Source organism: Microbacterium shimangi (genome assembly GCF_043556445.1).
Classification (GTDB): Bacteria; Actinomycetota; Actinomycetes; order Actinomycetales; family Microbacteriaceae; genus Microbacterium.
Genome location: NZ_JBIGII010000003.1, coordinates 804,514 through 830,637 on the forward strand (window position 1 = coordinate 804,514; position 26,124 = coordinate 830,637).

Genomic DNA, 26,124 nt, shown 5'->3' on the forward strand with positions numbered 1-26,124 from the left:
AGGCTCACTCGGCTTCGGTGCCACCGACTTTGATCGACGCGGTGCCCTCGGGGGTGACCTCGATGGTTCCGTTCACGACGAACGGCACGTCTTCGGCGACGGTGCGCACCGTTCCGTCGAAGAGCGAGCGGATGTCGACCTCGATGTGCGCGACGGCGTCCGCCTGGGGAATCGACCACCCCGCTCCGTCCGGCAGCACCGATACCTGCGGCTGCCGGGTGATCGACCAGGTCGGCAGGCCGATGATGCGGTTCTGCACGGTGAAGCCGAACGGGCAGCCGGTCGGCTGCAGCACCTGCTGCGTCGCGCACCCGGCGAGGAACTCCTCGACGTTCTTCTGCACGACCCCGACGAACTCCGCTGTCGGTTCGGCCTGGATATCGACCGGAATGCCGGCGGAGGGCAGGTCGGCGAGTACGGCGACGCCCGAGGTGGCCGAGATCGCGGTATCGACGTCGACCGAGTAGATGCCGGGGGAGAAGACGAGCAGCGGCACGGGCGCGAGGGGATCGACCGCGGTTCCGTCGGCGGAGACCTGCCGCTTGTCGACCTCGAAGTCGTTGACGGCGAAGCGCATCGATCCGCGGACGACCAGATCGACGACGGCGAGGGGGCTCCGGCTGAAGCGCCAGTCGGGGGCGACCCCGATCCAGCCGTCTTGGGTGACGTCGAACGTGGTTCGCCCGCCGTGGCCGCCCGCGACGTAGTCGACCGTGACGAGCGTGCGCTCATCGACGGTCTCTTCCGAGACCGCTTTCACGTTCGACAGCGACGAGAGGGCGGCGCTCCGCAGCAACGCGTCTGAGGCGCTCGCGGGCAGGCCAGCGGCTTGCAGGCCGGCGGGATCCACCGCCACGCCGCGCACCGCCAGCGCGTCGGCGGCGCGACCCTCGGCGAGCAGGTCGAGGTAGCGCATCACGAAAGCCGTCGGGCTGTAGAGCTCGCGGTAGAGCGTGACGCCTCCCGCGCCGAGGGCGGCGAGCAGCAGGACGCCCAACACGCCGATCGCGCCGAGCTCGAGTCCGAGACGCCCGCGACGACGAGTCGGTGCGGATGCTGCGCCCCCCGGCTCTTCGTCAGTCACGCCTCCAGTCTAGGAAACCTGGCCGCCGCAGTCGGCAGCATCCGATCGCGGGAGTGGGGGCGCGGGGCGAATAGCATGAACCGGTGACTACGCCCGCCCTGTCTGCCGAGCAGGAAGCTCTCTTCCGGCTGATCGAAGACACCCGCGAGCACGTCTTCGTCACCGGTCGCGCGGGTACCGGCAAGTCGACCCTGCTGCAGCACCTCGCGCATAACACCTCGAAGCAGATCGCCGTTTGCGCGCCCACCGGGGTGGCGGCCCTGAACGTCGAGGGGCAGACGATCCACTCGCTGTTCAAGCTGCCGATCGGACTCATCGCGACGGGCGACATCGATCAGACCGATGCGACGCGCAAGATCCTCAACGCGATCGACACCCTCGTCATCGACGAGATCTCGATGGTGAACGCCGACCTGATGGACGGCATCGACCGCTCGCTCCGTCAGGCCCGCCGCCGCCAGGCCGAGCCGTTCGGCGGAGTGCAGATCATCATGTTCGGCGACCCCTACCAGCTCGCTCCGGTCCCGCCGCGGGGCGACGAGGCGCGCTACATCGCCGACCACTACCGCTCGTTCTGGTTCTTCGACGCGAAGGTGTGGGCGGGCGACGCGGCGGGCGACGGCCTCATCGAGCTCGGTCGGCACGGCGCGCACCTCCATATCCGCGAGCTCACCGAGATCCATCGGCAGTCGGACCCCGCCTTCAAGGCGCTTCTCAACGCCGTCCGCTACGGCCACGTCACGGCCGAGATGGCGGGAGTGCTCAACGGTGCGGGAGCACGCACACCCCCCGACCCCGCCGACGGCGAGCAGCCGGTGATCACCCTCGCGACCCGCAACGACATCGTCAACACCATCAATCGCCGCCACCTCGATGCGCTCGTCGGGCGCATGCAGACGGCGAACGCCGAGATCAACGGCGACTTCGGTCGCGGCGAGGCCAGCTTTCCCGCCGACGCCGAGCTCAAGCTCAAGGTGGGCGCGCAGGTGATGTTCTTGCGCAACGACGTCTCGAACTTCGGCGAACCACCGCGCTGGGTCAACGGCACGATCGGCACCGTTCGGCGGATCACCGGTTCGAGCGTGCGCGTCGACGTGGACGGCAAGACCTACGACGTCGAACCGGCGGTGTGGGAGAGGTTCCGGTATGCGTACAACCCGGGCTCGAAGACCCTGTCGCGCGAGATCGTCGCGGAGTTCCAGCAGTTTCCGCTGCGTCTGGCGTGGGCCGTCACGATCCACAAGTCGCAGGGCAAGACGTACGAGCGTGCGGTCGTGGATCTGGGGGCGGGAGCGTTCGCGCCGGGGCAGACCTACGTGGCGCTGAGCCGACTGACCTCGCTCGAGGGCCTCTACCTGTCGCGGCCGTTGCGGCCCAGCGACATCCGCGTCGACCCCGATGTCCAGCGGTTCATGGCCGGGGTGCGCGCCTCCCGGCCTCAGGCGACCTGAACGGCCTTCGCCCGCCCGAGATCTTCGAACAGCTCGGTGTTGTAGCGGTAGGCGCGCAGCACCTCATCGATGACGCGTTCCTGCTCGTCTGCATCCCAGGGGGCGGCGTCGAGCTGCTCACGGTAGACGTCTTTGAAGGCCTTGGGATCGGCGATCTCGTCGAAGAGGTAGAAGCCGATGCCGTTGGTCTCGAAGCCGAAGCACCGCTGCATGAGGCGGCCGATGAAGAGCCCGCCTGACAGGTCGCCGAGATAGCGGGTGTAGTGGTGGGCGACGAAACCGCCGGGCCAGGTGGCGCCGACCTGCTCGATGCGGGCGACGTACTCGCGTGTCGTCGGAAGAGGCTCGATGCGCTGCCGCCAGTCGGGACCGACCAAGAACTCCAGATCGGCCTCGAGGGCCGGCAGGCGCGTGAGCCGGTCGGTGATGAACACGGATGCGACGGGGTCTTGCCGCATCTGCTCGGCGGCTGCTTCGAGCGCCGAGTAGATGCACCAGTGCTGTGCGACGAGCGCGATGTAGTCGTCGCGGGTTCCTTCGCCCTTCATCAGGTCGGACATGAATCCGGAATGCTCGCTCGACGAGTGCGCGTTGCTCGAGCGCTCGCGCAGCGCGGCGGAGAAGAGGATGACGTCGCTCATATCGGTCATCATAGGGGAAAGTTAGGGCGCCCTAACTTCGAGTTTTCTCCGGAGCGCCCGGGCTTCGCTCAGCCGTGCGGTCGGGCTTCGACGCCGAGTCGCGCGCAGGCTTCGTCGTAGAGCGCGACGATCTCGCGCCGCACGTCGCGCCGCTCGGTGATCGACCCGCCGAGCCAGGCCACCCGCAGTGGTGCGACGACTTCACCCGGCAGGGTGACCGACCAGTCGCCTCCGTCGCCGTCGAACGAGGTCATCGTCGCCGACACCGCCCGGTCGTCGCCGCCGTAGGCCCGCGCGATGAGGATGTTGTCGTCGGTGTGGTCGCTGTTCATGTGACCGAGCACACCGGCGAGGGTCGCGTCGTCGAAGAGGTGCGGCATGGCCCCAGCCTAAGTAACTCGTGATCGACATGTGACCTGTGCCGGGCCGATGGTCGGGGCGTGCCCGAGACGGTGTGATTCAATTCTTGGACGCGTCAAACGGCGCGAGCAGGATCCCCCGGGGGGTGAGGATGCGAATCCTTCCCAAGCGCCGCGGTGCCGCGGTCGCCGCGGCCGTGGTGGTCGCAATGATCGCGTTGAGCGGCTGTTCCGCTGAGCAGACGGTCGACATCGACGTGCCCGCTCAGGTCGACGGACCGCTGCCGGCCGACACCACTTCTCAGCTCGAGGCCGCCGTGTCATCGGCGATGACGGCGGCCGGCGCCTCGGGCGCGATCGTCGGCGTCTGGGCCCCGTGGAGCGGCAGCTGGGTCACCGGCCTCGGCACGCAGTCGCTCGGCGGCTCCGAGCCCGTCTCGGCCGACATGACCTTTCGCGCGGCCGATGTGACCCGCGCGATGACGTGCGACGTGCTGTTCCGCATCGCCGCCGAAGGCACCGTCTCGCTCGACGACAAGGTGACGACGTACGTCTCGGCGGTCCCCGAGCTCTCGTCGGTGTCGCTCCGTCAGCTCTGCGACGGCACCTCGGGCATCGGTTCGTACGCGCCGCAGCTGCAGGCGCTGTGGATGTCGAACCCCGATCGCGTGTGGAACCCGCGCGAACTCGCCGGGTACGGACTCGCCGAGCGCGACGAGTCGCAGCCCGGCAGCGCTTTCCGCGACTCCGACGCCGCCTACCTGCTGCTGGGCCTCGCGCTCGAGCGGGCCAAGAACGAAAGCATCCAGTCGCTCATCGACGAGTACGTCGCCCAGCCGCTGCAACTGCCCGCGACGCGGCTGCCCGATGGCGCCGCTGCGGCGCCGGGCGACGGCGCGGTGCTCGACGGGCATTGGTCGGTACCGGATGCTGCCGGAGCCTGGAACTGCACCGACCCGCTCGACATCACGGTGATGTCGTCCAGCGTCGGCGGGGCGGACTCCGGTGCGGTGACCGATATCGCCGACCTCGGCCGTTACGCCCAGGCGCTGGCATCGGGCGCGCTGACCCCCGACGGCTCCGCCCGTTTCGACAGCCCGCTGCCGGTCGCGGCAGACCAGCCGTCGTGGCTCACGACAGGGGGCGGTGCCTACCAGGCGGGCTCGCTCATCGGCCAGTACGGATCTATACCGGGGTACATCACCGCCGCCTTCGCCGACCCCGCCACGGGAATGAGCGTCGCGGTCGTGCTGAACAACTCGGGCGCGAACCAGGCCATCGGAGCGTGGCTCGCGTGGGAGCTCGCATCGATCGCCTCGAAGGCCCCGGCGGCCTCCGGGCAGACCGCTCCCCAGGCGGGGCTGCCCTGGACGGCCCAGCAGTGGCACGACCAGATCGCGGCCAACGCGATCTGCGCGCCGCCCGCCGCCTGATGCGCGCCCCGTCGGCGCGGTCGTGAGCAACGGCCGCGCGAACACCGCGCTCGCCTTCGTTCTCGTCGGCCTGGTCTGCCAAGAGGTCGGCGCTTCGATCGCCGTGCTGCTGTTCGACGACGTCGGTCCGCTCGGGATGGTGATGCTGCGGCTGGTCTTCTCTGCCGTCATCCTGCTGGCGATCGCCCGGCCGCGCCTGCGCGGGCACGGTCCGAGGGCGTGGCGGGCCGTCGTCGCGTTCGGCGGAGTGCTCGCGCTCATGAACGGTCTGTTCTACCTCGCGCTCGAACGGCTTCCGCTCGGCGTGACGGTGACGATCGAGGTACTGGGCCCGCTCGCCCTGTCGATCATCGCGGCCCGCCGTGCGTCGGCGTGGGTGTGGGCGGGGCTCGCGCTCGTCGGCGTCGCGGCGTTGGGCGGAGGTGGGTGGGACAGACTCGATCTGCTCGGCGTGCTCTACGCCCTGGGCGCCGCGGTCACGTGGGCGCTGTACATCCTCGCCTCGGCGCGGGTGGGCAAGGAGTTTCCGCGGCTCGACGGCCTCGCCCTGGCCATGACCATCGGCGCCCTCATCGCGCTGCCGTTCGGTGTCTTCGACGCCGGCGCGGCTCTTCTCCGACCCGAGCTGCTCGCCTTCGGTCTCGCGGTCGCGGTGTTGTCGTCGACGATCCCGTACACGCTCGAGCTGTTGGCCCTCCGCCGTCTGCCCGCTTCCACGTTCGCGATTCTGATGAGCCTCGGCCCGGTCACCGCGTCGCTTGCCGGGTTCATCCTGCTTGGTCAGCATCTGGCGTGGCTCGAGGTCGTCGGGATCGCGCTCGTCATCATCGCGAGCATCGGCGCGGTGCGGGCGTCCAGCCGCCCCTCCGGGCGAGCGGATGCTGCGGCCTCCGCGATCCGCGATCCCGAAGCCCCGTTCGGCGAACCCGTCGCCTGAGCGCCCCGCGCAGCATCCGTTCGCTTCCCCTGCGCAGCATCCGTTCGTCCGGCGCCCTGCGCAGCATCCGTTCGCTTCCCCTGTCGCAAAAGGCGGGTTGCGGCCGCCATCTGCGACAGGGGAGCGGGGAAGCCGAGCGTTCGGCTGTCGCAAAATGCGGGTGCGACCGGCCGTTTGCGACAGCGGAAGCGAGGGTTGCCGCGCGGGACGGCGCGCCGCAACGTCGGGTAACAGTGGTGCGCAGCGACGGGCGGGATGCCAGCCTGGAGCCATGACCCACCTGGTGAGCGTGTCAGACCTGAGCGAGCTTCTCGCGGCGGGCGTGCCCGTGCGGCTGCTCGACGTGCGCTGGCGACTCGACCGCCCCGAAGGGCGGCCCGACTACCTCGAGGGGCACCTGCCCGGCGCGGTGTACGTCGACCTCGACCGGGAGCTCTCGGCGCACGGCCGGCCGGAGGAGGGCCGGCATCCCGTACCGCCGATCGAGGCCCTCGAGCGCGCCGCGCGTCGCTGGGGCCTCCGCGACGGCGACGTGGTCGTCGCGTACGACGACGTGAAGAGCATCGCCGCGGCGCGGGCCTGGTGGCTGCTGGGCCGGGCCGGTGTCGACGTGCGCGTGCTCGACGGCGGGCTCCGAGCCTGGGTCGCCGCGGGGCATCCGCTCGAGAGCGGAGACGTCGCCGTGCCGAAGGGTGATGCGCATCTCACCGACACGACTGCCGGAGTCATCGACATCGACGAGGCGGCCGCGTTCCCCGAGGCGGGAGTGCTGCTCGATGTGCGCGCCCCTGAGCGCTACCGGGGCGACGTCGAACCCCTCGACCCGATCGCCGGGCACATTCCCGGAGCCGTGAACCTCCCCACGCTCGTGCACGTCGCCCCCGACGGAACCCTCCGCGATCCCGACGAACTGCGCGCGGCCTTCGCCGAGGTGGGGATCACCGCAGACACGCCCGTCGCCGCGTACTGCGGTTCGGGCATCACGGCGGCCCACACCGCGCTCGCCCTCGAAGAGGCGGGCATCGCGGCGCGCGTCTTCCCCGGCTCCTGGAGCGAGTGGTCGAACACCCGCGGACGACCGGTGGCCCGCGGCATTCTGCCCGCCGGCGACGTCGCGTCCGGCTGAGGGTCAGTCGAGCTCGAGAGCCTCGTCGATGCCGCGCAGGTCGAGCACGAACCGATAGCGCACGTCGTTCGACGCGAGCCGCGTGAGGGCCGACGCGACATCGGCGGCGGGGACGACCTCGACGTCGGCCGTGATGCCGTGCTCGGCGCAGAAGTCGAGGAGTTCCTGGGTGCGCCGGTGTCCGCCGCTGCCTCCCGATGAGAGACGCTTGCGACCCACCAGCAGCTCGAGGGCGTCGATCGTCACGGGGCCGAGGTAGCCGAGCGAATAGAGGATGCCGTCGAGATCGAGCGTCGCGAGCACGCCGGAGAGGTCGTGTTCGACCGCGACCGTGTCGAGCACGACGTCGAGGGTGCCCCGGCTCTGCCGCATCGCGTCGGGGTCGGTCGACACCACGACGTGCTGCGCGCCGAGGGCACGGGCGTCGTTCGCCTTCGCCGGTGTCGTCGTGAAGACCGTGACGTCGGCGCCGAGCGCACGGCCGAGGCGAACGGCGAGGTGACCGAGGCCGCCGAGACCGACCACCCCGAGTCGGGTGCCCGGCCCGACGCCCGCTGCGCGCAGCGGCTCCCAGACGGTGATCCCCGCGCACATGAGCGGCGCGACGGCCGCCGGGTCGAGCGAGACCGGCCGGCGGTAGACGAAGCGCTCCTTCGCCACGTACCGGCCGGAGTACGCCCCCATCGTCGGGCTGCCGTCGACCCGGTCGGCTCCGCCGTAGGTGAGCGTCGGGAACTCTTCGCAGAAGTTCTCCTGCCCTGCTCGGCACATGCGGCACTGCCCGCACGAATCGACGATGTTGCCCACCGCCACGGCGTCGCCCGGCGCGAACGAGGTGACGGCGGCGCCCACCCGCACGACGTCTCCGACGAACTCGTGCCCCGGAACGAGGGCGAACTCTTCACCGTCGGTCGCGGGGGTGTGCAGGGCGTGCAGGTCGGAGTGGCACACGCCGCAGAAGCTCACGCGGATGTCGACGTCGTCGGCGCGAAGTTCGCGTCGGTGGATCGTCGTGGGAACGAGTGGTCCGTCGACTCGGCGGGCCTGGAGTGCAATGGTGTCCATAACGTGAGTCTACCTACCAGTTGGTAGTAACAGCCGCCGGTCAATAGGATCGAGGCATGGCAGACGCAAAGGCGACCCGCCGCCGCATCCTCGACGCCGCGACGAGCGAGTTCGCCGCGCGCGGGATCGCCGGAGCGCGCGTGGATCGCATCGCGCTCGCGGCCGGGGCCAGCAAACCGATGCTCTACGCCTACTTCGGTTCGAAGGATCAGCTGTTCGACGCGGTATTCCTCGATCACGTGATCGCGAACAGCGACCGCGTTCCGTTCACCGCCGAAGATCTCCCCGGGTACGCGCAGCGGCTGTACGACGACTACGTGAACGACCCGGCGCTCCTGCGGCTCGTCGCGTGGAAACGCCTCGAGCGCGTGTCGGCCGGGTACCTGTTCGCGGGTCTCGAAGAAGTGGATGCCGGCAACCTGCGGCGCATTGCCGAACAGCAGGAAGCCGGCAGCATCCGCCCCGATGTCGACCCCGCCGACGTCTGGTCGCTCCTCATCGCCGCCTCGTCGACCTGGGCCCAGCTGTCGATCACCGCGGTCGCGGGTGCAGACGACGTCGAGGACGACCACCGGCGCCGACGGAGCGCGGTGGCGTCGATGGTGCGTGACGGGCTGGCGGTTGCGGCCCTGCCGACCAACGAAAAGCACGCCCGATGACGACGACTGCCCTCCCCGATGCGATCCGCGCCTTCATCGATGCGACCAACAGCGGCGACTCGGATGCTTTCGCCGCCGCCTTCACCGAAGACGCCTACCTGGAGGATGGGGGTCGCGGATTCCACGGTCGCGACGGCGTGCTGTCGTGGGATCGCACTGACAACATCGGCAAGCGGTCGCACTTCGACCTCGTCGGAATCGAGCCGGGGTCGCATTCCGACGCCTATGTCGTGACGTTGACGGTCAGCGGCGACGGCTATAACGGCACGGGGCCGATGGTGTTCGAGCTGCGTGGCGGGCTCATCGCCCGTCTGATCATCAGCTGACCCGCCCCCCGCTTCCTGAATCCTTCGGGGTGCGACCCCATGACTCCGGCGTTCTGCTGCACACAGCGAAGCCCCCTCGGGTGGGAACCCGAGGGGGGCGCGCCGCGAGGGCCGCGGCGGGCAGCCGTGATCAGCGCGCGCGCCGCCGCCGAACGATCTTGAGCAGGACGACGGCCGAGACGAGCGTGATGAGGACGACGAAGACCGGGCTCATGTCTTTCGACAGGCTCTGGGCGCCGTCTTCCCGGAGGATCCAGATCGTGAGGGGTGTCGCGTAGGTCGCCGCCAGCAGTCCCGTCCACCAGCGCAGCGGGCGGACGCGTCGGTCGATCAGCGGCGCGATGGCGAGGACCGCCACCGGCAGAACGGCGACCATCGAAAACTGGGCCAGCACGAGGAGGGGGACGCTCCAGGCCGCGATCTGGAAGTACACGGGCGTCCGGCGGGTGGTGGCGGGCGTGAGCGCGGTGAGGGGGTCAGTCATGGTGATGCTCCTCGAGGTGTCGGTGAAAAGGGGTGGTCACTGAGTGGTGTGCTCGCCGCGTCGCGCCGCGGCGGTGACTCCGGCAGCGACGAGTGAGAACGCGGCGGCTCCGAGGAAAACCCAGGAGAAGCCTGACGTCAGCGCTTCGGCGACCGGGGCTCCGGCCGCTTCGAGCGAGCCGGTGCGGGCCGTGGCCAGCGAGGCGAGGATCGCGAGGCCCAGTGCGCCGCCGATCTGCTGGCTGGTGTTGACGAGTCCGCCAGCGAGACCGGCTTCTGCGCCTTCGACGCCGTCGACCGACAGTTGCGTCGCCGTGACGAATGCCCCGCCGAGACCCGTGCCGATCAGGATGCTGGGGCCGAGGATGTGCACCGCGAAGGCGGCGTCGGAGGGAGAGGCGGCGAGCCAGATCAGTCCGCCGGCGAGGACGAGGAGGGAGCCGATGAGCGTTCTCGCGGTTCCGAAACGTCCGACGATCATCGGTGCCGTTCCGGCGACGATGACGAGCGCACCGGCGAGGGGCAGCTGGGTGAGTCCCGCGGCAAGGGCGTCGTAGCCGAGCACGGCCTGCATGTAGACCGAGAGTGCGAAGAAGAGGGCGACCATCGCAGCCCCGACGAGCAGCATGACGACGTTGCCCGCGCGCAGGCCGCGATTGCGGAAGATGCCCAGGGGCACGAGCGGGTTCGCCGTCCGCCGTTCGATGAGCACGAAGGCGGTACCGAGGACGAGGGCGGCCACGATCAGGCCGATCGTGAGGGGGTGGAGGAAGCCGACCTGCTCGACGGCGCTGAGCGCCCCGACTGCTGCGACGAGGGCGCTCGAGATGGTGGCGGCTCCGGGGTAGTCGAGGCGGGTGGTCGCAGTCGCGGTGTCGCGGGTGATGAGGCGGGGGATGAAGGCGATGACGACGACGCCGATCGGCACGTTGACGAAGAAGACGCCCTGCCACCCGACGGTCGCGGTGAGGATTCCCCCGAGCAGCACGCCCGCCGCAGAACCGACGCCGGCGACGGCGCCCCAGATGCCGAGCGCTTTCGTGCGGTCCTTCGCGATCGGGAAGAGGTGGGTGACCAGGGCGAGTGCTGCGGGAGCCAGCAGGGCGGCGGAGGCCCCTTGCGCGGCGCGCGCGCCGAGCAGCATCCCACTGCTGACGGAAAGGCCCGCCACGATCGACGCTGCGACGAAGCCGACGGTTCCGATCACGAAGATCCGGCGGTGGCCGTAGCGATCGGCCAGGCGACCGCCGAGGAGCAGGAGCCCGCCGAAAGGGAGCACGTACGCGGTGATGACCCAGGCGAGCGCGACGGTGTCCATGTCGAGCTGTTCGCCCATCACCGGCAGAGCGATGTTGACGATCGACGCGTCGAGGACGACGAGGAACTGGGCGAGGGCCAGGATGCTGAGCGCGAGCCAGCGGCGGGTGCTCCGCGCTGTCGCGGTGCCGGGCGGGGTGGCGGTGGTGGTCATGAGGTCGTCCTTCGGTTCGGGAGTTGGAGAGTGATTGAACACTCACTCTTGAGGTCATGAAAAAGGAATGTGACCCCGCAGGGGGCTCACGCCGGGTGGGTGATGCCGTTCGAGAGGAGGATCGCCCAGGCTTCGGGGATCTCGTCGACGCGGGTCGTGACGATGAGGTGGCAGAGCTGCCCGTAGGCCATGAACCGCTGGACGTCTTCGTCGGAGCCGCCGGAGCGGCTCTTCACGAACGTGGTGACGCGGGCGAGTCCCGCTCGGAGGGCGTCTCCGATCTCGGTGACGTCGGCGACGGACTGAGCGTGCACCTGGAGCATGAGCAGAGCGCGGTCGGAGATGAGGTGGGCGTAGGCGTCGCCCATCGCCGTCAGTACGGTCTCGGCGCGCTGGTCTTCCGCGGCCTCGGCGCCCGCCTCGAGCGCTCCGACGATGCGGGCGAAGCACTCTTCGAGCGCCGAGACGAAAAGCCGCTCTTTGCTGGGGAAGAGCTTGAACACGTAGGCCGGGGAGATGCCCGCCTCGCGGGCGACGTCAGCGATCGTCGTGCCGTGGTACCCGCCGCGTGCGAACTCGGCCACCGCGTGGTCGATGACGAGCGGCCGTCGAACCTCGGCGGTGGAGAGTACAGAGTTGCGTGCAGGCATGAGAGTGATCGTACACTCACTGCTCGCGCGAACGCAAGAGCTGTGGTGCCGAGCGCGCGGGAGGCGGCGCTGGCATCGACCCTGTCAGAACGTCTGGGCTGACCGCGACGGGTCGGATGCCAGTTCGACCGCGCTCCTTCGATGCAACCGATCCATGTCCGACCAGGCTGTGAGGGGCGACCGATGAGGATGGGTCCCGCACGGTCGACCGCCACGGTCTGTCAGCCATCACCCTGCCGGGGTGCTACGACCCCGGCAGAATGATTGAGACCGTTCCCCCGACCATCAGCGTGCCCGCGACGAAGCCAATAAGAACGAGGCCGAGCGCGACCCCCCCCCGACAATCTTCAGGACTGTCCAGACGTCTGGACCAGCGGGGACGGCAGGATTCGCCGGACCGGTGTTGACGTTCACAGTAACGTGCACGTCAGGGTTGCTACCTGGCGCAGAGGCCTCGGGTGGCGTATTGTTCATAGTGAGTCTCCTCAAGGGACTTATCAGGATTTGAGCGCTCGGTGTTCCAGCACCGGGCGTTCGTCCGTTATGGACGAGACGCCAGCTCGCGGATTCTTCTTCTCTTCTATTTTACCACGGGTATTGATTTTGACCCGGAGATGTGGTAGTGGGCCGTCAATCTTCCGCGCGCCCCTCCGTTGGGGCTTCGTTGTCGCCGTCCAGTCGCTGCGGAAACGCCAGTCGCGGATGCAAAGCAACCCCATCGATTCCAGACTCCTCTGTGCCACCGGTCGGCGCAACTGCTCATCATGCACCCGATGAGCGGGGTCAGGGATACGTGCCGTGCGGATCTACTGCCATGTTTATGGCGGTGCCAGGCCTCCTGTACTAGCGTTGCAACCCCTACCTCTCGAGCGGGCGGTATATAAATAGAAGCCCTGCGTACCCCTGCGCATCCCAGCGCATCCCTCGCACGACTGGTCGCTCCGCTGATCGCGCTAGCGACTTTGAGAGGAGCCCCCATGGTTGCGAAACAAGTACCCCAGGAGGCCATCGACCGACTCGAGAAGGCGGTTGCTCGTTCGAAGCGGAGTGGGAGCGTCAGGTTCCCAGGAGGGTTTGCACGAGACCGCTCGACGAAGGACTACAGTCCGCCGCTGGCTCGTCTGCTGCAAGGTGGTGGGGAGGTCCGGCTCAAAGTTCTGTTGACCGCACTGATGATGGCCACTGCACCTCCGCACGCAACACGCGTCACGAATAAGGACTTGGCGGCCATGCTCAATCTCTCCGAGCCGGAAGGTGCAGGAGCGCGGCGGGTGGGCAAAGCATTCCGGGACCTCGTCGCGATGAAGCTCATCGATAGGAAGGGCGACCCGGGCCGTGTCCCCGAAACTCGTGTCTTGAATCCGATCGGCGACCAAACTGACTGGAATGCCAACAGGCTGGAGAAGGGCTACATCACTCTGCCGCCCGCCCTGTGGCAACGAGGCTGGATTATCGTGCTATCGGGCCGAGCCATCGCCCTCCTGATCATCCTGCGCGAACTCACGAATGGGCGTACGGCGCAGGGGGGATATGTCGACGCGATCCGGAAACGTCAGTACGGATTATCCGAGGACACCTGGACCAGGGCGACAAAGGAGCTCGAGGCGGCCGAGCTCCTCACCGTCCGGCGGGATGTGTTCTCGCATCAAGGTGAGCCGCGCCAGCGAAACTTCTACACACTTCACCTCGATCGCTTGCAGGACGACCCCCCACCCGTCTAAAGGAAAGCAGTCACCTGCCGGATGGGTCGCCCCCGCCTGTGACCTCTCGCATCTCGTAGGCCGCGCCTAGGTGGGGCGGCTTCGACCTACCTTCCGATCCCGAGAATTACGAACTGTCACGTTCGTTGGGGTGAAGAACCGACGCACCTTGTGTTCTGACCACCTCGAGCCGTTTCGGATGTCCGTCCACATCCCCGGGAGCCGAAGCGCCACCGAGGCTTTGGGGTCCGCTCCCGCTTAAGCGCTGCAGTGCGCCTCTCGTATCTCCGCTACGGTGCTCCAGTGGAAGGCAAGAGAGCGACCAAGAATCGGGGGAAAGTCACCAAAGAGTCGGCGCAATCCGACGTTCGTTTTCTGAATGAAGACGATGTTGTGCGGGCGGTTATGGCGTACCTGGAGTCAGAAGGGTGGACCATCGACTCATTTGCGCTGAGCCACCAGCGCGGAGACGACATCGTCGCCAGTCGTGGTCATGAACGCTTAGTCATCGAAGCGAAGGGCGACGGTAGCTCAAAGCGCAGCACGGCCCGATATGGAGAGCCGTTCACCCGTGGGCAGGTCAGGACACATGTGGCCGTCGCAGTCGCCCGCGCGATGCGGGTGGCATCTGCAGGGGCAGCTCGTGGTGCGGTGGCGTTGCCGGGATCCGAATTTCATCGCGTCGAGATCGACGGCATCTCCCCCGCGCTCCGGCAACTCGGAATAAGCGTCTTCTGGGTTGCGCGAGACGGTGCAGTTTCCTTCTGAGACAGGCACGCACGCGCGAGGAGATCGCTTGCGAGTTCAGAGCTCTGCGGCTGCGGCTGCCGTGCTGACGACACCCGTGAGCCACCTGGTGGCTCCTCGTGCTGACCGCACGGCCGATAGCGCATCCGCGGCTGCGGTCTCTCTCGTGGTGTCCGCATCGAGGGCCCCTGTGTGCGCCACTTTGTTCCGCAACTCGAAAAGTCGACCCACCCCTTTGTAGAGCAACGGGTGGTCCGTCTTGAGATGGCGGCCCACCACCGCCTGCGCAATGGGGCCGTAGAGTTCGAAGGCTCTCGAGGACAGCACATTGGTCAGCAATAGCTCGCCCAGTGCTCCCTCTCCACGTGCTTCCAACACGCTGTGGAATGTTCTCTTGGCATGAGATTCAGACGCGATCGCCGCGAGAAGTAGGGCTGTAGAAGGATCGCTGCCGGCGGCGTGGGCGGCCCAGTACGTCGCTTGCGCCAAGAGCCGATCTACAAGGCCGAGGTCTTGCTGCAACGCGTCTTCGACATCAGCTGCCTTGATCGTCTCGTACACGTACCAAGGCGAGGCTGGGGGCCAGTGGTTATACGAGCCCCACTCGCCGCCCCTCTCGCGAACTGCGAAGGACACAAATTCAGGAGGCTGGCCCACCAGCCCAACGTTCGGTTTCGCAGACCTAATGGCGTCCGAGAACCTCATTGCTGCGGTCATCATCGCGCGGGCTGCCCTATCTATGCCTGCCCGGTCGGACGCCTCAGTGGCGACCGTGATTAGACCGGCCACGGCGGCCCCTTCCACAGAGAACGACATCGAGGTCGCATCTGCCAGTGCGAGCATGATCTCGAAACCGTCAATGGACACGCGGTGTAGCTTGTTCGTCAGCGCTGGTTCGACTGGAGCCGAAGTGCTGATGCGCTTGATCGGCACGGGGTCGAGTTCGCCTCGAAGCTCGATTGTCACGGGTGGAACCATACCCCTACGCTTGGCGAGGCGCTTCGAGTCGGGCTTGCGATGCGCCACCCCTCCTCCCCGAGGCCACCCCTTGCCTTGGGGTGTGAACTTGGGCAATCACGTAATTCTTGTGCGGGTGCGGCTAGCTGACATCATCACCGTATGAGCGAGGGCGAGGCGGCGGACGACGACGTGGTTACGTCGATCGCATCTTCTCGGGGAGCGACTGGGTCAGCTTCCGCTCCCCACGAGGATCCAGCGGATGGCTCAGACCGCTTAGCTCCTTCCGATGCAGTCGTGTCAGCCTCCCAGGGCGCCCTTGACGCTAAGCGGCTGCTGGGCGGCATCGATACGTCTTGGGTGTCGGGCGCGCAGTCTGCGTTGGCGAGTGTCGCGGCGTCGAATCGGGCGTTGTTCGATTCCAGTCGGTTGTTGAGTGCGCTGGATACGTCTTGGGTGACGGGCGCGCAGTCTGCGTTGGCGAGTGTCGCGGCGTCGAATCGGGCGTTGTTCGATTCCAGTCGGTTGTTGAGTGCGCTGGATACGTCTTGGGTGACGGGCGCGCAGTCTGCGTTGGCGAGTGTCGCGGCGTCGAATCGGGCGTTGTTCGATTCCAGTCGGTTGTTGAGTGCGCTGGATACGTCTTGGGTGACGGGCGCGCAGTCTGCGTTGGCGAGTGTCGCGGCGTCGAATCGGGCGTTGTTCGATTCCAGTCGGTTATTGAGTGCGCTCGACACATCATGGCTGGCCGAGCTCGTCGAATCGGCGCGTCGCGGATACCGCCTCCTGCCACCTAATTGGTGGGGCGTCAAAGTCGCACTTGATCTCGAAGGAGAAGAACTGCGAGGGCTCCTGCTCGAGGAGGGTATCCCGCTCGCGTGGGTTCCAAGTGCCGGGCTCATCGACCGACTTGTTTCCGCTGACAGCCCACGCCAGCGACGGCAATACATCCGTGATGGGTGGCGAGGAATAGTGCGTGACTGCGAGGTAGCAGTCGGCAGTCTCTCGAGCCGGGATGGGCGCGACGGTGCTCGGTTCGTCCGTCTGTGCGCGGATGCGATTCGTGATGGCCATTTTGAAACAGCTCAGGCACTTGCGGCGAACGTTATAGACACCCTTGGAAACTCATTCGTCAAGAACGAACTCGTAGGACATCGTTGGCAGTCCATCGTGGCGAGGAACGGGCGCGAGCGGCTGTCGAGACTCGATATTCGAGCCCTCCTTGTACTTGGGCCGCTTGCCGCAGGTCACGACAATTACCGATCTGGTGAGCCGATCCCGCGATCGTTCACCCGGCACGCGACTGCCCACGGCGTCTCGAAGAGGCAGTACACGAAGGTCAATAGCCTCATTGCAGTCATGAACGCGACATCTCTACTGTGCTGGCTTGAGCGTGACACGGGAGCTTTCGACGTAGCCTGACCCGCGGTGTCTCAACCAGCATCGTCTCGGTTGGGGTCGTGAGCATCGAGGACGGTCAGTCAAGAGCGGCATCGAAATGGCTAGCCCAGGCTCAGAGCGGAAGGGCATGTGCCATGACGCTGTCGTGGATGCGTTATACGGTTCCGGCATGGGAGACCCAGCACACGACTACGCCGGATTTCGAACGATCGCGATCGACGACCAGGAGGATCTCGCCGCTCTGCTCGCGCTTCGTCAGCGCCTTTCGACCGTCCCGGACGCGATAAAAAGGTGGGATCGGATAGCGAGAATTCATCCGAAGCGCGGCTCACAGATGGCGCTCGACGATACCGCCACCGGCTGGCGTCAAATAAGTCATGGGATCGCGCATCAACTCCACCACGCTGCGGATACTTTGACGGCGCTAACGATGCTGATTCCTCCGGACGGTCCAGTGACGATCCCCTACGTCGCGCACTACGCCGTGGCGCGGTCCGCGCTCGAGGCTGCCTCCTTAGCCCTGTGGATCCTTGCGCCCGATGACCCGCGGCTGCGGGTCGAACGTCACCTTCGCAACGCTTGGCGCGAGGTCTGCGCGGACGCAGAAATGACGTCCGTCGCCATGAAAGCGATCGCCACGGACCCAACCATCGGGCTCTCTTCGATGCTCGACAAGGGACGGAAGCAGACGAAGGCGTGGAAGAGCAAGCACGTCTCGCAAATCCGCGGTTGCGCGAGGGGGATCGGCGCCACCGACCCGACTCTGTCGGATCGCACGGTTGGCTTTGCTGAGATCGTGCGCGACGCCGCAGCAGCCACGGGCGTTCGACCAGCGTTCGGCGAGATGGTCTGGCGCGAAATCAGCGGGCTGTCGCATCCATCGATGATGCGGTCCATGCGCGCGATGAACGTCGAGGAGATCGTCGACCACGGCGATGGCACCATCGGGGCTGTGTTCACGAGCAACACCGCGAAGGGGAAGTACTCGATTGAAGCAGCCCTCCTCGCCTTCACGACGGCGGTCGAATTGTTTGGCAGGCGGAAGCTCGCGCCGGGCGATACGAGGGCCTACTTGCTGGCGTAAGGGATCCAACGCGCGAACGCCACAGCCTCTGTGCGGCCATGAGCGCACCATGTCCCTCTACGCAGGCTGACCGGTTGCACCGAGTCCTCTAGCGACCCGACATCCCGTTCGGTTTCGCACGATCACCCTTTCCGCTGTGGCTTTCACTTCGAACTGCCGCTGTCTGACCGGTTGGGAAACGATACGGTCGCTAGGTGGATCAAGTGGAGCCTTTGGGCGTCATCATTGGAGCTGCGTTGGGTAGCGCCGGTCTCAGCGGCGCTCTAGCTGGTCTCGTTCAGTTCAGTCGTGCCGCGCGCACCGCCCGGCTGATCGAGCACATCAAGAAATCCCTTGAGGGCGACGAAAAGGGGGCCGGCGAGCAGACGCTACGTCTTGCGCTAGACCGAGAGCGCCTGCGACTCGCTTCGCTCTCAATAATTGGGACGCCTCAAGTCTTTGTTCAGTTCTTGGGCTTGCTTGTGGTCACCGCGGCCATCACGGTCGGAGTTCTCTCCACCGGCCTCGTGTCGCTGGCCCTCCCGTGGGGCACGGATAGGGATGGCGACGGCGTCGCGGGCGAGGTGGGTTCAGCGTCGACGGCCGCGTGGCTTGTTGCGGTGGTTTTCGTGGCGTACATCGTTTTCTTTGCATTCGCCATGGACTCGTTCATCACGCGTTCTCGAGCTCGGTTCATGGCCGAGGCCAGCGCGCCGAAGGCAGACCTGCCGAGACTCACACACGAGGCGGGCAACCGGGGAGTACGTTTTTGGATGAGTCCGAATCAACCTGAGGCGCGTAGAGCCGGACGCTCGCAGTAACGAAGTAGCCGCGTTGAAGCCTCCGCGAGACTCGCCAGCCGTGACCCCGGCTTAGATCGACGTCGCCCGTCTACCCGGACGAGGTGTTCGACCAGGAGGAAGCTACGCGCATCTTCTTCCACTATTACGAGACTGGGATGGTCCCACCCGAGTACTCGACCCGTGAGTTCGACCTCACCTGGCCCAAACCGTGAGCCTCGCGTTCGATAGTGCCCAGCACGAACGCCTCCTCGGCAAACTGCACTCCGCCACCGACGGTATTCGCCATCCTCGACAAGCTCGAAGCAGAAGTCAGTCGGACAAGCACGCGTTGGGACGGCGCTGCCCGCGACGCCTACGAATATGCACAAGGGCGTTGGAGTGGCGCCATGACGACTATGAACGGCATCCTCGACCAGGCGGACGCTGCGGCCGTTGTTGCCGGCGAGGCCCTTCGCGGCGCCGAGACGGCTGCAAGGGGCCTGTGGTCTTAGCGCCCAGGCGCCAACTAGATGGTTTCGTGAGCGGCGTTTGCTGCACCCGTACCCCCTCCTTGATGAACCCCCGGTTTCACCGAAGAGCGCGTCTAGGCGGGCCGCCAGAACGCGATCGGAGCCGTCAGCCGTGTGGGAGTAGATGGCGGCCGCGCGGGTAGTTGTATGCCCAAGGCGGCGCATCACCTCTGGCATTGACGCACCAGCCGTATACGCGAGAGTTGCGCCGGTGTGTCGGACGTCGTGCCAAGCGAGATCGGCGCGGCCGATCTGCGTGCGCGCAGCGCGGAAGTCCCGCGAGATGCGTGCATTCGGAACCGGTGCGCCGTTAGGCATGCTTGAAAACCAAGGCGTCGGGTTCGAGGGCAACGTGGCGCTCCATATGGACGCGAAGAGCTTCGACGGCGAAGGCAGGGAGAGTCACGGAACGGCGACTCTTGCGCGTCTTTGTCTTTCCAAATCGAATCGGCATGCCAGGAACCTGTTCGAGCGCGCGCTCGACCCGCAATGTTCAAGTCTCGAGGTCGACATGCCGTCGGGCCAGGGCGAACAACTCTCCATAGCGGAGGCTGTTCCAGGCGGCGATCGTGACCGCCGCGGAAAACCGAGTCGGCATGAGCGCAGCAAGCTGTGAGACCTCTGCCGGAGTCGCAGTGCCGCGCTCCCGATGCGACGTCTGACCGGCACCCTTGATCTGGCGTGGGTTCGAAGGCAGCAGTCCATCAGAGACGGCGGTCGCGAGAATGGCATGCAGCGCTCGATATGCCTGCGCGGCGGTAGTTTCTCCGGCACTGTCCAAGATGTCTGGACGGACCGCCTTGATGGTGGCTGGAAGAGGCGCCCCCATGTCGCGCCACGCGTCCAGGATGGCGGGGCTGAGTCGACCTGTTGGGGCCACCGCCATGCCCGCGCTGAGCGCCCAGACCCGGGCAGGGTGCATTGGACGCTCACGGTTGTGGGAGAGCTGGCGTGAGACGGATACCAGCGCGTGACGGTGGACTGCCGCATACCAGGTGCGGATCGCAGCAGGAGTCAAGTCCGCGACGTTCGTGGTCCAGAGCTCTACGCCCCGAGAACCATCGAGCTGACCGATGCGGGGAAGCATCCAGCGGCGAAGTCCGCGCGCGTAGTTGTCTCTCGTGCGGGGCGCGAGGTCTGGCCGCGACTCGAGCCAGGTCCAGGCGTAGTCCGAAAGGGTCGATCGACCAGACTCTGGGTCTTTCCAGGATCCGCGGGCGCGGTCGGCGAACTCAGCGGCTAGCCACCCGTTTGCTTCGGTCTTTGTGTCAAAGGTGTGCGGCGCCGCGAAGCGCCGGCCATCTCGGCGATAGAAGGCCCGCCACCGACCGGAAGGAAGCTGTTGAACGGTGCCGAGCTGGCTCGGGGTACGGCGACTTGGTGCGGTGGTGCGACGGGTCATCTTGAGCCCTCTTTTCGGCCCGTGAGTACACGGGAGTACTTGGAGAGGGTCTGAACTCACTCACCTGACAGTCCACGATAACCCGGAACCCGCAGGAATCCGCGCTTCTGTAGTGGAGGGGATGACGGGAATCGAACCCGCGCTATCAGCTTGGGAAGCTGAAGTTCTGCCATTGAACTACATCCCCGGGACGCCGTTCGGCGAGGGCCCAGCATATCAGGGGGCGTCGTGGCGCAGCATCCGTCGTTCGTCCTCGGCAGCGCACAGCATCCGGTCGATCCCACATCGTCTCGCCGAGCCGACATCGTGTCGGACCCGACGAGGTGTCGTCTCGGCGAGGTGATGTCGTGTCGACGCGTCTGTAGCCCGCCCCTAGGCTGAACCCGTGCTGCTCTCGGACCGCGACATCCTGCTCGAGCTCGATGCGAAACGCATCGTGCTCGACCCCTCCGACCCGGCGATGGTGCAGCCGTCGAGCGTCGATGTGCGGCTCGACCGATACTTCCGGCTGTTCGACAACCACAAGTACCCGTTCATCGATCCGGCCGAGGATCAGCCCGAGTTGACGCGGCTCATCGAGGTCGCCCCGGACGAGCCGTTCATCCTGCACCCGGGCGAGTTCGCGCTGGGCTCCACGTTCGAGCTCATCGGGCTGCCCGACGACGTCGCCGCTCGGCTCGAGGGCAAGTCTTCGCTCGGCCGCCTCGGCCTTCTGACGCACTCGACCGCGGGGTTCATCGACCCGGGATTCACCGGGCACGTCACGCTCGAGCTGTCCAACGTCGCGACGCTGCCGATCAAGCTCTGGCCGGGAATGAAGATCGGGCAGCTCTGCTTCTTCCGGCTGTCGTCGCCGTCCGAGAATCCGTACGGCTCGGGGCCCTACGGCAACCGCTACCAGGGCCAGCGGGGACCGACGGCGTCGCGCTCGTTCATCAACTTCCACCGCACCGACGTGGGAGTCACGGATGCCGGGGCCCAAGGGTCCTGAGAACGCGAAAAGCACGAAGGGGTGACCATGGGGTGGATGGAAAAGGTCTTCGGCGGTCGGCACGGGGGTAACGGGGCCGCGGTCAAGGAACTCCGCACGGGGTTGCGCCCCCTGGTCCTCCTCGGCGGAGATGTACTCGACCGTGCGGTCGGCTATGTGCTCGACGGCACCACGCCCGAGGTCGTCCTCGAACTCGATCAGACCCGCAACCCCCGGGTTGCCGAACTGGCCGCCATCCGCGAGCTTCCGGCGCGCTGGATGTATGGGATGCAGGGCGTCTCCGCCGACGAAGCGCGTGCCCTCGGCATCACCGACCCGACGGCCCAGCAACGCTTTCCTCAGGACACGCAGGCGGCGCGTCGCGAATGGATGGCGTCGGATGCTGCGCAGGCCGACCAGGTGGCTCGCCTCGGCCGACTGCTCGTGTCGGTCGGGCCGGCTCCCCGCACCGCGGGGCAGGAGATCCCCGGGTGGCTCGCCGCCGTGGCCTATGACGGCGTCCCGATGAACCGCCGGTCCGGCGATGCGCCGGTGCTCGACCCCGCAGCGCTCGTCAGCGTCGGGGGTGCGGGCGGGCTGAGCGAGGATGCGGCGGAGCGGGCGGTTCTGCGACTCACGCTCGACGTTCCGTCGGACCACTACTGGGACGTGGGCGGTCTCGGACTCTTCTTGACGACGGATGCGGCGACCGCGCTCCTGCGTCGCAGACGCGACGTCGTGATCGAGATGCTCCCGACCCTGCCGGCGGAGGCGAAGACCGCTCTGCTCGCCCGCATCCAGTCGCTCGCGGTCGCCGACGAGTTCGCTGCGGAGGTCGCCCTGTTGGCTGTCGACCGGGCGAAGACCGTGCGGACGCTCGCGATCGACGTCTGGTCGACGGTCTCGTCCAGCAAGCAGCTCGCCGTGCTCGTCCCGGCTGTCGCCGGGGCGCCGGCCGCGGTGATCGAGACCGCCGCCGCGGCGATCGCCGCGATGCCGGGTGGGTCCGAGGCGCTGGCCGGGCTCATCGCTGACGCCAAGGGTGCGCGGCTGGCAACCCTCCGTCGTGTCGAGGAGCGGGCATCTCTCACATCGGGTGCGACCGGCGATGACGGCCACTCGGCGGCGGGGACGCCTCCGCTCCCGCCCTTCGAACCGATTCCCGACGGCGAGGTGCCGACCGACTTCGTGGGTCGAGCGGAATCGATGCTGGCCGACCGTCTCGCCGCGCTGAAGGAGAATCGCGCGAAAGCGATCGCGGATGACGCGAACAGCTGGACGATCACGTGGATCGACCGATCCATCGCGAGCACTCGCGAAATGAATCGCGCGAAGCTCTCCCGCCTCCGCGACACCCTGCAGGGCAAAACCGGGGCGACGATCGAGGCCGACTCGAGGCAGCTGCTGTCGCACGGCGATCTGGCCGTCCTCGGCCGGGAGCTGACCCTGGTGCAGTGGCTGCGGCTGAGTCTCGCCCTCGGGAAGGGCAGCCGCGGCATCGGTGTCGACGTGCCGTGGCGCTCACTGCAGATCGACGACCTGCGCGCCGTGGCCGAGGCGTGCGCGCGCGTCGGGATTCCCGACGCCGTGGATGCCGTCGGTGCCCTCGGCATCCAATATTCCACCGTGAAACCCGCCGCGGCCTGGGCGTTCTACGTGGAGCATCCTGAGCACCTCGAGTCGGCGCTCAAGGGCATCGTGCTGGGCGACGCCTCGCGGTGGGGGGTCGACGAACGCCGGGCACGCGCGTTCTCGATCCTCGAGGCCGCCCCGTTCCTGGACCCCCGCGTGCTGCCGATCGTCGCCGACGTCGCGCTCGGAACGGGCAAGACCTTCCGTCGCCGCGCGCAGGCTCTCCTCGCCCGGCACGGCGACGCCCGGCCGCTCGCCGAGCAGGGGCTTCGCGACACCCGTGCAGTGGTGCGTGCGGCGTCGGCCCGGTGGCTCGCGGCGCTCGGGGAGACGGCGTCGAACGACGCGCTGATCGCGGCTGCCGCGGCTGAACGCAACGACACGGCCCGCGCGGCGTTGATCTCCGCGCTCGAGAAGCTGGGTGCCGACACGTCTGCATACCTCTCGCCCGAGGCGTTGCAGAAGGAGGCCGCGCGCGGGCTCAAGCGAGCCTCATCGAAGCTCGACTGGTTCCCCTTTGCCGCTGCCCCGACCGTGCGATGGGCCGACGGATCCCCGGTCGCCCCCGACGTCGTGCGGTGGTGGATCTTCTTCGCCCACAAACTGAACGACCCCGACGGCCGCGGAATCCTCGCGCTCTACCTCGGCCGGCTCCACTCCGACGATGCCGGCGCGCTCGGTCGTTTCGTCCTCGATGCGTGGATCGCGCAAGACACGCAGCATCCGTCGCAGGAGGCCGCCCGCGCATTCGCCCGATCGGCCGCCCCCGCGCGCCACCAGAGTCTGCAAGACCGCCTGGCGACTGCCCGGCAGCGAGGTCAGAGTCCGCACCTCGATTGGCTGGAGGAGCAAGCGGCGATTCCCCTGGAGCGTCATCTCGAAGACGTGTACCGGGAGCACATCGGCCTCTACCTGGCGACGGCCGCGAGCGACAAGGGACTGCTGGCACTGACGGTGGCGATGCCCGGAGCCGACCTCGCGCACAGCGCCTTGTCGTACCTGAAGACGCACAAGGGCCGGCGGTCGCAGGCAGAGTCGCTCGTCGTGGCCTGCGGGGCCAATGGTGAGCCGGCCGCGCTCCAGGTGGTGCTGTCGGTGGCACGTCGGTTCGCAATGGCGAGCGTGCGGGAGTCGGCACGCGAGCTGGTGGAGTCGATCGCCGAAGACCGGGGATGGACGATGGACCAGCTCGCCGACCGCACCGTTCCGACCGCCGGTTTCGATGACGACGGCATTCTGCGCCTCGACCTCGGACGCCGCGAATACACCGGCCGGCTGACCGATCGATTCACGATCGAGCTCTCGAACGACACCGGCAAGGTCGTCAAGGCGCTGCCCGCGCCGGGTCAGGGCGACGACGCCGAGCAGGCGGCCGAGGCCAAGAAGCAGCTGTCGGCCAGTCGCAAGGAGCTCACCCAGTTGCTCGCGACCCAGACCGCGCGGCTGTACGAAGCGATGTGCCTGCAGCGCGCGTGGCCGGTGGACGAGTGGACCGAGTACGTCCACGGGCACCCGATCATGCGACGGCTCGCCGCCCGACTGGTGTGGGCCGAGCACGGAGAGGGTGGGATCCGCGCGTTCCGTCCCGTGGGTGACGGCGAACTCATCGACGCCGACGATGCCGAGTTCACACTTCGGCCCCGAACGACCGTCACCGTCGCGCACGCGGCGATCATGGCGCCCGATGAGGTGGAGGCGTGGCGGACGCACGTGGCCGACTACGAGGTGCAGGCGCTGTTCCCCCAACTCGAGGAGGGTGCGCCCCCGGCGCCGACGGCTGACGGGCTCTCGATAGACGAGCGTGAGGGGTGGCTCAGCGACACCTTCGCCATTCGCGGCCGAGCGACCACACGCGGCTACGTGCGCGACATGCAGGGTGAGGCGTGGTTCGACGCCTACCGCAAAGACTTCCCCGCCGCCGATCTCTCGGTGGTTCTGGGAATCACGGGGAGTTACGTGCCCGAGGAGCAGTCGCCGGCGGCCGTGACGACCCTCTCGTTCCGTCGCTCGGGAAGCGCGGATGCTGTACGCCTGGCCGACGTTCCCCCGGTGCTGCTCGCCGAGGCCTACCGCGATTACGTCACCATCGCCGAGGCGGGCGCCTTCGACCCCGGATGGAAGAAGGCCACGGCGTGACCGCCGAGGAGGAGGCCGTGCCGGCGGTGCTTCGACCACCGGTCGAAGAGCGCTACGCCGACGAACTCGCCGCGCTGCGACGCGCCGATGCCGAGAGCGATGCAGCGCGACCGCCGGGCTGGGCCCTGAGTGCACGGGCGGTGCGCGCCTTCGTGATCGGCGACGAGCGGTGGGGGGTGCGCCGAAAGTTCTACGGCGACGACCCGCTGGTGGACCGCGCGATCGTCGCTCTCCTCGGCAGGCAGGGTCTCATGCTCGTGGGCGAACCCGGAACGGCGAAGTCGATGCTGTCGGAGCTCCTCGCGGCGGCGATCAGCGGCACCTCGGCGCTGACGGTGCAGGGCACCGCCGGCACCACCGAAGACCACGTGCGCTACTCCTGGAACTACGCTCTGCTGATCGCCGACGGGCCGAGCCATCGCGCGCTCGTTCCGTCGCCGATCTTCCGTGCGATGCAGACCGGCCGCATCGCGCGCTTCGAAGAAGTCACGCGGTGCGCGCCCGAGGTGCAGGACAGCCTGGTGTCGATCCTCTCCGAGAAGGTGCTCATGGTGCCCGAACTCGGTGAGGAGTCGACCGTGTCGGCGCGCCCCGGGTTCAACGTGATCGGTACGGCGAACCTCCGCGACCGTGGCGTGAACGAGATGTCGGCGGCACTGAAACGCCGATTCGCTTTCGAAACGGTGCGACCTATCGCCGATCCCGTCTTCGAGCGCGAGCTGGTGCGCCTGGAGGTGGCCGCCGCGCTCGGGTCGGCGCCCGGGGGCGGCGACCTCTTCGAGACGGACGTTCTCGAGCTGTTGGTGACGGTGTTTCAGGAGCTTCGTTCGGGGGTCACCGCCGAGGGGTCGCCCCTCCGGCGGCCCGAGACGGTGATGTCGACGGCGGAGGCGGTCAACACCGCCATCGCCGCTTCTCTCGAGGCGCGCTACCTCGGCGGTGGGCGACCCGGTGCGGCAGAGATCGCGAGAGCCATGGCCGGCGTGGCGCACAAGGACGACGACGAAGACGCCCAGCGACTGAAGGCCTATGTCGACACGGTCGTGCGGGAGCGCGCCCGCGGATCCCGCACCTGGCGGACCTTCTTCGTGGCCGCCGAGGAGCTGTGGGGGTGAAGGC

24 protein-coding genes, 1 tRNA gene and 1 pseudogene are annotated in these 26,124 nt (G+C 67.6%); 15 read left to right on the forward strand and 11 right to left on the reverse strand.

Annotated features, from left to right (window positions below; all coding sequences use genetic code 11):
- Window positions 1–4: 4 nt before the first annotated feature.
- Window positions 5–1,084: a hypothetical protein gene (locus ACFXQA_RS05515; protein ID WP_394518788.1), complete on the reverse strand. Its 1,080-nt coding sequence runs from the start codon at window positions 1,082–1,084 to the stop codon at window positions 5–7.
- 83 nt (window positions 1,085–1,167) lie between these two features.
- Here ACFXQA_RS05515 and ACFXQA_RS05520 point away from each other — a divergent pair, with 83 nt between their 5' ends.
- Window positions 1,168–2,535 carry an ATP-dependent DNA helicase gene (locus tag ACFXQA_RS05520; RefSeq protein WP_394518789.1) on the forward strand — a complete coding sequence of 456 codons (1,368 nt, stop codon included), beginning with the start codon at window positions 1,168–1,170 and terminating at the stop codon, window positions 2,533–2,535.
- Here the strand turns inward: ACFXQA_RS05520 and ACFXQA_RS05525 are convergent.
- Both ACFXQA_RS05525 and ACFXQA_RS05530 read right to left on the reverse strand, forming a co-directional pair.
- Complete coding sequence (locus tag ACFXQA_RS05525; protein ID WP_394518790.1) at window positions 2,523–3,176, reverse strand: biliverdin-producing heme oxygenase; 654 nt, start codon at window positions 3,174–3,176, stop codon at window positions 2,523–2,525. The two genes, ACFXQA_RS05520 and ACFXQA_RS05525, sit on opposite strands and share 13 nt — an antisense overlap.
- A gap of 68 nt (window positions 3,177–3,244) precedes the next feature.
- Window positions 3,245–3,556 carry a DUF2470 domain-containing protein gene (locus ACFXQA_RS05530; RefSeq protein ID WP_394518791.1) on the reverse strand — a complete coding sequence of 104 codons (312 nt, stop codon included), beginning with the start codon at window positions 3,554–3,556 and terminating at the stop codon, window positions 3,245–3,247.
- A gap of 131 nt (window positions 3,557–3,687) precedes the next feature.
- Here ACFXQA_RS05530 and ACFXQA_RS05535 point away from each other — a divergent pair, with 131 nt between their 5' ends.
- From ACFXQA_RS05535 to ACFXQA_RS05545, 3 genes are all read left to right on the forward strand, one after another.
- Window positions 3,688–4,968, forward strand: a complete 1,281-nt coding sequence (locus ACFXQA_RS05535; RefSeq protein WP_394518792.1) for a serine hydrolase domain-containing protein — start codon at window positions 3,688–3,690, stop codon at window positions 4,966–4,968.
- A gap of 22 nt (window positions 4,969–4,990) precedes the next feature.
- The gene (locus ACFXQA_RS05540) at window positions 4,991–5,905 is read left to right on the forward strand and encodes an EamA family transporter (protein ID WP_394518793.1); all 915 of its coding nucleotides are present in this window, start codon (window positions 4,991–4,993) and stop codon (window positions 5,903–5,905) included.
- A 271-nt stretch (window positions 5,906–6,176) separates the two neighbouring features.
- On the forward strand, window positions 6,177–7,031 hold the full coding sequence (locus ACFXQA_RS05545; protein ID WP_394518794.1) for a sulfurtransferase: 855 nt from the start codon (window positions 6,177–6,179) through the stop codon (window positions 7,029–7,031).
- A 3-nt stretch (window positions 7,032–7,034) separates the two neighbouring features.
- On the opposite strand, the gene ACFXQA_RS05550 is transcribed toward ACFXQA_RS05545, so the two are convergent.
- On the reverse strand, window positions 7,035–8,096 hold the full coding sequence (locus tag ACFXQA_RS05550; protein ID WP_394518795.1) for an NAD(P)-dependent alcohol dehydrogenase: 1,062 nt from the start codon (window positions 8,094–8,096) through the stop codon (window positions 7,035–7,037).
- A 56-nt stretch (window positions 8,097–8,152) separates the two neighbouring features.
- Between ACFXQA_RS05550 and ACFXQA_RS05555 the strand changes: the two genes are divergently transcribed.
- Window positions 8,153–8,755 (forward strand): TetR/AcrR family transcriptional regulator, encoded by a 603-nt coding sequence (locus ACFXQA_RS05555; RefSeq protein ID WP_394518796.1) that lies wholly within the window; start codon window positions 8,153–8,155, stop codon window positions 8,753–8,755.
- A complete protein-coding gene (locus ACFXQA_RS05560; protein WP_394518797.1) occupies window positions 8,752–9,081 on the forward strand; it encodes a nuclear transport factor 2 family protein in 330 nt (109 codons plus the stop codon). Before ACFXQA_RS05555 ends, ACFXQA_RS05560 begins: the two co-directional genes overlap by 4 nt.
- A gap of 130 nt (window positions 9,082–9,211) precedes the next feature.
- Here the strand turns inward: ACFXQA_RS05560 and ACFXQA_RS05565 are convergent, their stop codons facing one another.
- From ACFXQA_RS05565 to ACFXQA_RS05575, 3 genes are all read right to left on the reverse strand, one after another.
- Window positions 9,212–9,565: a hypothetical protein gene (locus ACFXQA_RS05565; RefSeq protein ID WP_394518798.1), complete on the reverse strand. Its 354-nt coding sequence runs from the start codon at window positions 9,563–9,565 to the stop codon at window positions 9,212–9,214.
- A gap of 36 nt (window positions 9,566–9,601) precedes the next feature.
- Complete coding sequence (locus ACFXQA_RS05570; protein WP_394518799.1) at window positions 9,602–11,035, reverse strand: MFS transporter; 1,434 nt, start codon at window positions 11,033–11,035, stop codon at window positions 9,602–9,604.
- Between the two features lie 86 nt (window positions 11,036–11,121).
- Window positions 11,122–11,685 (reverse strand): TetR/AcrR family transcriptional regulator, encoded by a 564-nt coding sequence (locus ACFXQA_RS05575; protein ID WP_394518800.1) that lies wholly within the window; start codon window positions 11,683–11,685, stop codon window positions 11,122–11,124.
- A 1,229-nt stretch (window positions 11,686–12,914) separates the two neighbouring features.
- On the opposite strand from ACFXQA_RS05575, the gene ACFXQA_RS05580 reads away from it, so the two are divergent.
- On the forward strand, window positions 12,915–13,406 hold the full coding sequence (locus ACFXQA_RS05580) for a hypothetical protein (RefSeq protein WP_394518801.1): 492 nt from the start codon (window positions 12,915–12,917) through the stop codon (window positions 13,404–13,406).
- Window positions 13,407–13,688: 282 nt separating this feature from the next.
- Complete coding sequence (locus tag ACFXQA_RS05585) at window positions 13,689–14,153, forward strand: hypothetical protein (RefSeq protein ID WP_394518802.1); 465 nt, start codon at window positions 13,689–13,691, stop codon at window positions 14,151–14,153.
- A gap of 36 nt (window positions 14,154–14,189) precedes the next feature.
- Here the strand turns inward: ACFXQA_RS05585 and ACFXQA_RS05590 are convergent, their stop codons facing one another.
- Window positions 14,190–15,098 carry a hypothetical protein gene (locus ACFXQA_RS05590; protein ID WP_394518803.1) on the reverse strand — a complete coding sequence of 303 codons (909 nt, stop codon included), beginning with the start codon at window positions 15,096–15,098 and terminating at the stop codon, window positions 14,190–14,192.
- Between the two features lie 402 nt (window positions 15,099–15,500).
- On the opposite strand from ACFXQA_RS05590, the gene ACFXQA_RS05595 reads away from it, so the two are divergent.
- From ACFXQA_RS05595 to ACFXQA_RS05610, 4 genes are all read left to right on the forward strand, one after another.
- Window positions 15,501–16,511 carry a hypothetical protein gene (locus ACFXQA_RS05595; RefSeq protein WP_394518804.1) on the forward strand — a complete coding sequence of 337 codons (1,011 nt, stop codon included), beginning with the start codon at window positions 15,501–15,503 and terminating at the stop codon, window positions 16,509–16,511.
- A gap of 148 nt (window positions 16,512–16,659) precedes the next feature.
- A complete protein-coding gene (locus ACFXQA_RS05600; RefSeq protein WP_394518805.1) occupies window positions 16,660–17,574 on the forward strand; it encodes a hypothetical protein in 915 nt (304 codons plus the stop codon).
- 194 nt (window positions 17,575–17,768) lie between these two features.
- Window positions 17,769–18,374: a hypothetical protein gene (locus ACFXQA_RS05605; protein ID WP_394518807.1), complete on the forward strand. Its 606-nt coding sequence runs from the start codon at window positions 17,769–17,771 to the stop codon at window positions 18,372–18,374.
- A 209-nt stretch (window positions 18,375–18,583) separates the two neighbouring features.
- Window positions 18,584–18,847 (forward strand): WXG100 family type VII secretion target, encoded by a 264-nt coding sequence (locus ACFXQA_RS05610; RefSeq protein WP_394518808.1) that lies wholly within the window; start codon window positions 18,584–18,586, stop codon window positions 18,845–18,847.
- A gap of 135 nt (window positions 18,848–18,982) precedes the next feature.
- Here the strand turns inward: ACFXQA_RS05610 and ACFXQA_RS05615 are convergent.
- The 3 genes and pseudogenes from ACFXQA_RS05615 to ACFXQA_RS05625 all read right to left on the reverse strand — a co-directional run.
- Window positions 18,983–19,183: pseudogene (locus tag ACFXQA_RS05615) on the reverse strand (tyrosine-type recombinase/integrase); the annotation flags it as partial.
- A 175-nt stretch (window positions 19,184–19,358) separates the two neighbouring features.
- Entirely contained in the window at window positions 19,359–20,267 is a 909-nt protein-coding gene (locus ACFXQA_RS05620; RefSeq protein WP_394518809.1) for a hypothetical protein, read from the reverse strand.
- Between the two features lie 113 nt (window positions 20,268–20,380).
- Window positions 20,381–20,454, reverse strand: a tRNA-Gly gene (locus ACFXQA_RS05625).
- A 198-nt stretch (window positions 20,455–20,652) separates the two neighbouring features.
- On the opposite strand from ACFXQA_RS05625, the gene dcd reads away from it, so the two are divergent.
- Genes dcd through ACFXQA_RS05640 form a run of 3 tightly spaced genes read left to right on the forward strand, consistent with a single transcriptional unit; the run spans window position 20,653 to window position 26,120 of the window.
- A complete protein-coding gene (gene dcd, locus ACFXQA_RS05630; RefSeq protein WP_394518810.1) occupies window positions 20,653–21,258 on the forward strand; it encodes a dCTP deaminase in 606 nt (201 codons plus the stop codon).
- Window positions 21,259–21,294: 36 nt separating this feature from the next.
- A complete protein-coding gene (locus ACFXQA_RS05635; RefSeq protein ID WP_394518811.1) occupies window positions 21,295–25,005 on the forward strand; it encodes a DUF4132 domain-containing protein in 3,711 nt (1,236 codons plus the stop codon).
- Window positions 25,002–26,120: an ATP-binding protein gene (locus tag ACFXQA_RS05640; protein WP_394518812.1), complete on the forward strand. Its 1,119-nt coding sequence runs from the start codon at window positions 25,002–25,004 to the stop codon at window positions 26,118–26,120. Before ACFXQA_RS05635 ends, ACFXQA_RS05640 begins: the two co-directional genes overlap by 4 nt.
- Window positions 26,121–26,124: the final 4 nt, after the last annotated feature.

Coding starts and splice junctions, on each gene's coding strand:
- ACFXQA_RS05525 (WP_394518790.1), bottom strand. CDS start 3,176: ATGAGCGACGTCATCCTCTTCTCCGCCGCGCTGCGCGAGCGCTCGAGC.
- ACFXQA_RS05530 (WP_394518791.1), bottom strand. CDS start 3,556: ATGCCGCACCTCTTCGACGACGCGACCCTCGCCGGTGTGCTCGGTCAC.
- ACFXQA_RS05535 (WP_394518792.1), top strand. CDS start 3,688: ATGCGAATCCTTCCCAAGCGCCGCGGTGCCGCGGTCGCCGCGGCCGTG.
- ACFXQA_RS05545 (WP_394518794.1), top strand. CDS start 6,177: ATGACCCACCTGGTGAGCGTGTCAGACCTGAGCGAGCTTCTCGCGGCG.
- ACFXQA_RS05550 (WP_394518795.1), bottom strand. CDS start 8,096: ATGGACACCATTGCACTCCAGGCCCGCCGAGTCGACGGACCACTCGTT.
- ACFXQA_RS05555 (WP_394518796.1), top strand. CDS start 8,153: ATGGCAGACGCAAAGGCGACCCGCCGCCGCATCCTCGACGCCGCGACG.
- ACFXQA_RS05560 (WP_394518797.1), top strand. CDS start 8,752: ATGACGACGACTGCCCTCCCCGATGCGATCCGCGCCTTCATCGATGCG.
- ACFXQA_RS05565 (WP_394518798.1), bottom strand. CDS start 9,565: ATGACTGACCCCCTCACCGCGCTCACGCCCGCCACCACCCGCCGGACG.
- ACFXQA_RS05570 (WP_394518799.1), bottom strand. CDS start 11,035: ATGACCACCACCGCCACCCCGCCCGGCACCGCGACAGCGCGGAGCACC.
- ACFXQA_RS05575 (WP_394518800.1), bottom strand. CDS start 11,685: ATGCCTGCACGCAACTCTGTACTCTCCACCGCCGAGGTTCGACGGCCG.
- ACFXQA_RS05580 (WP_394518801.1), top strand. CDS start 12,915: ATGCTCAATCTCTCCGAGCCGGAAGGTGCAGGAGCGCGGCGGGTGGGC.
- ACFXQA_RS05600 (WP_394518805.1), top strand. CDS start 16,660: ATGGGAGACCCAGCACACGACTACGCCGGATTTCGAACGATCGCGATC.
- ACFXQA_RS05620 (WP_394518809.1), bottom strand. CDS start 20,267: ATGACCCGTCGCACCACCGCACCAAGTCGCCGTACCCCGAGCCAGCTC.
- ACFXQA_RS05635 (WP_394518811.1), top strand. CDS start 21,295: ATGGAAAAGGTCTTCGGCGGTCGGCACGGGGGTAACGGGGCCGCGGTC.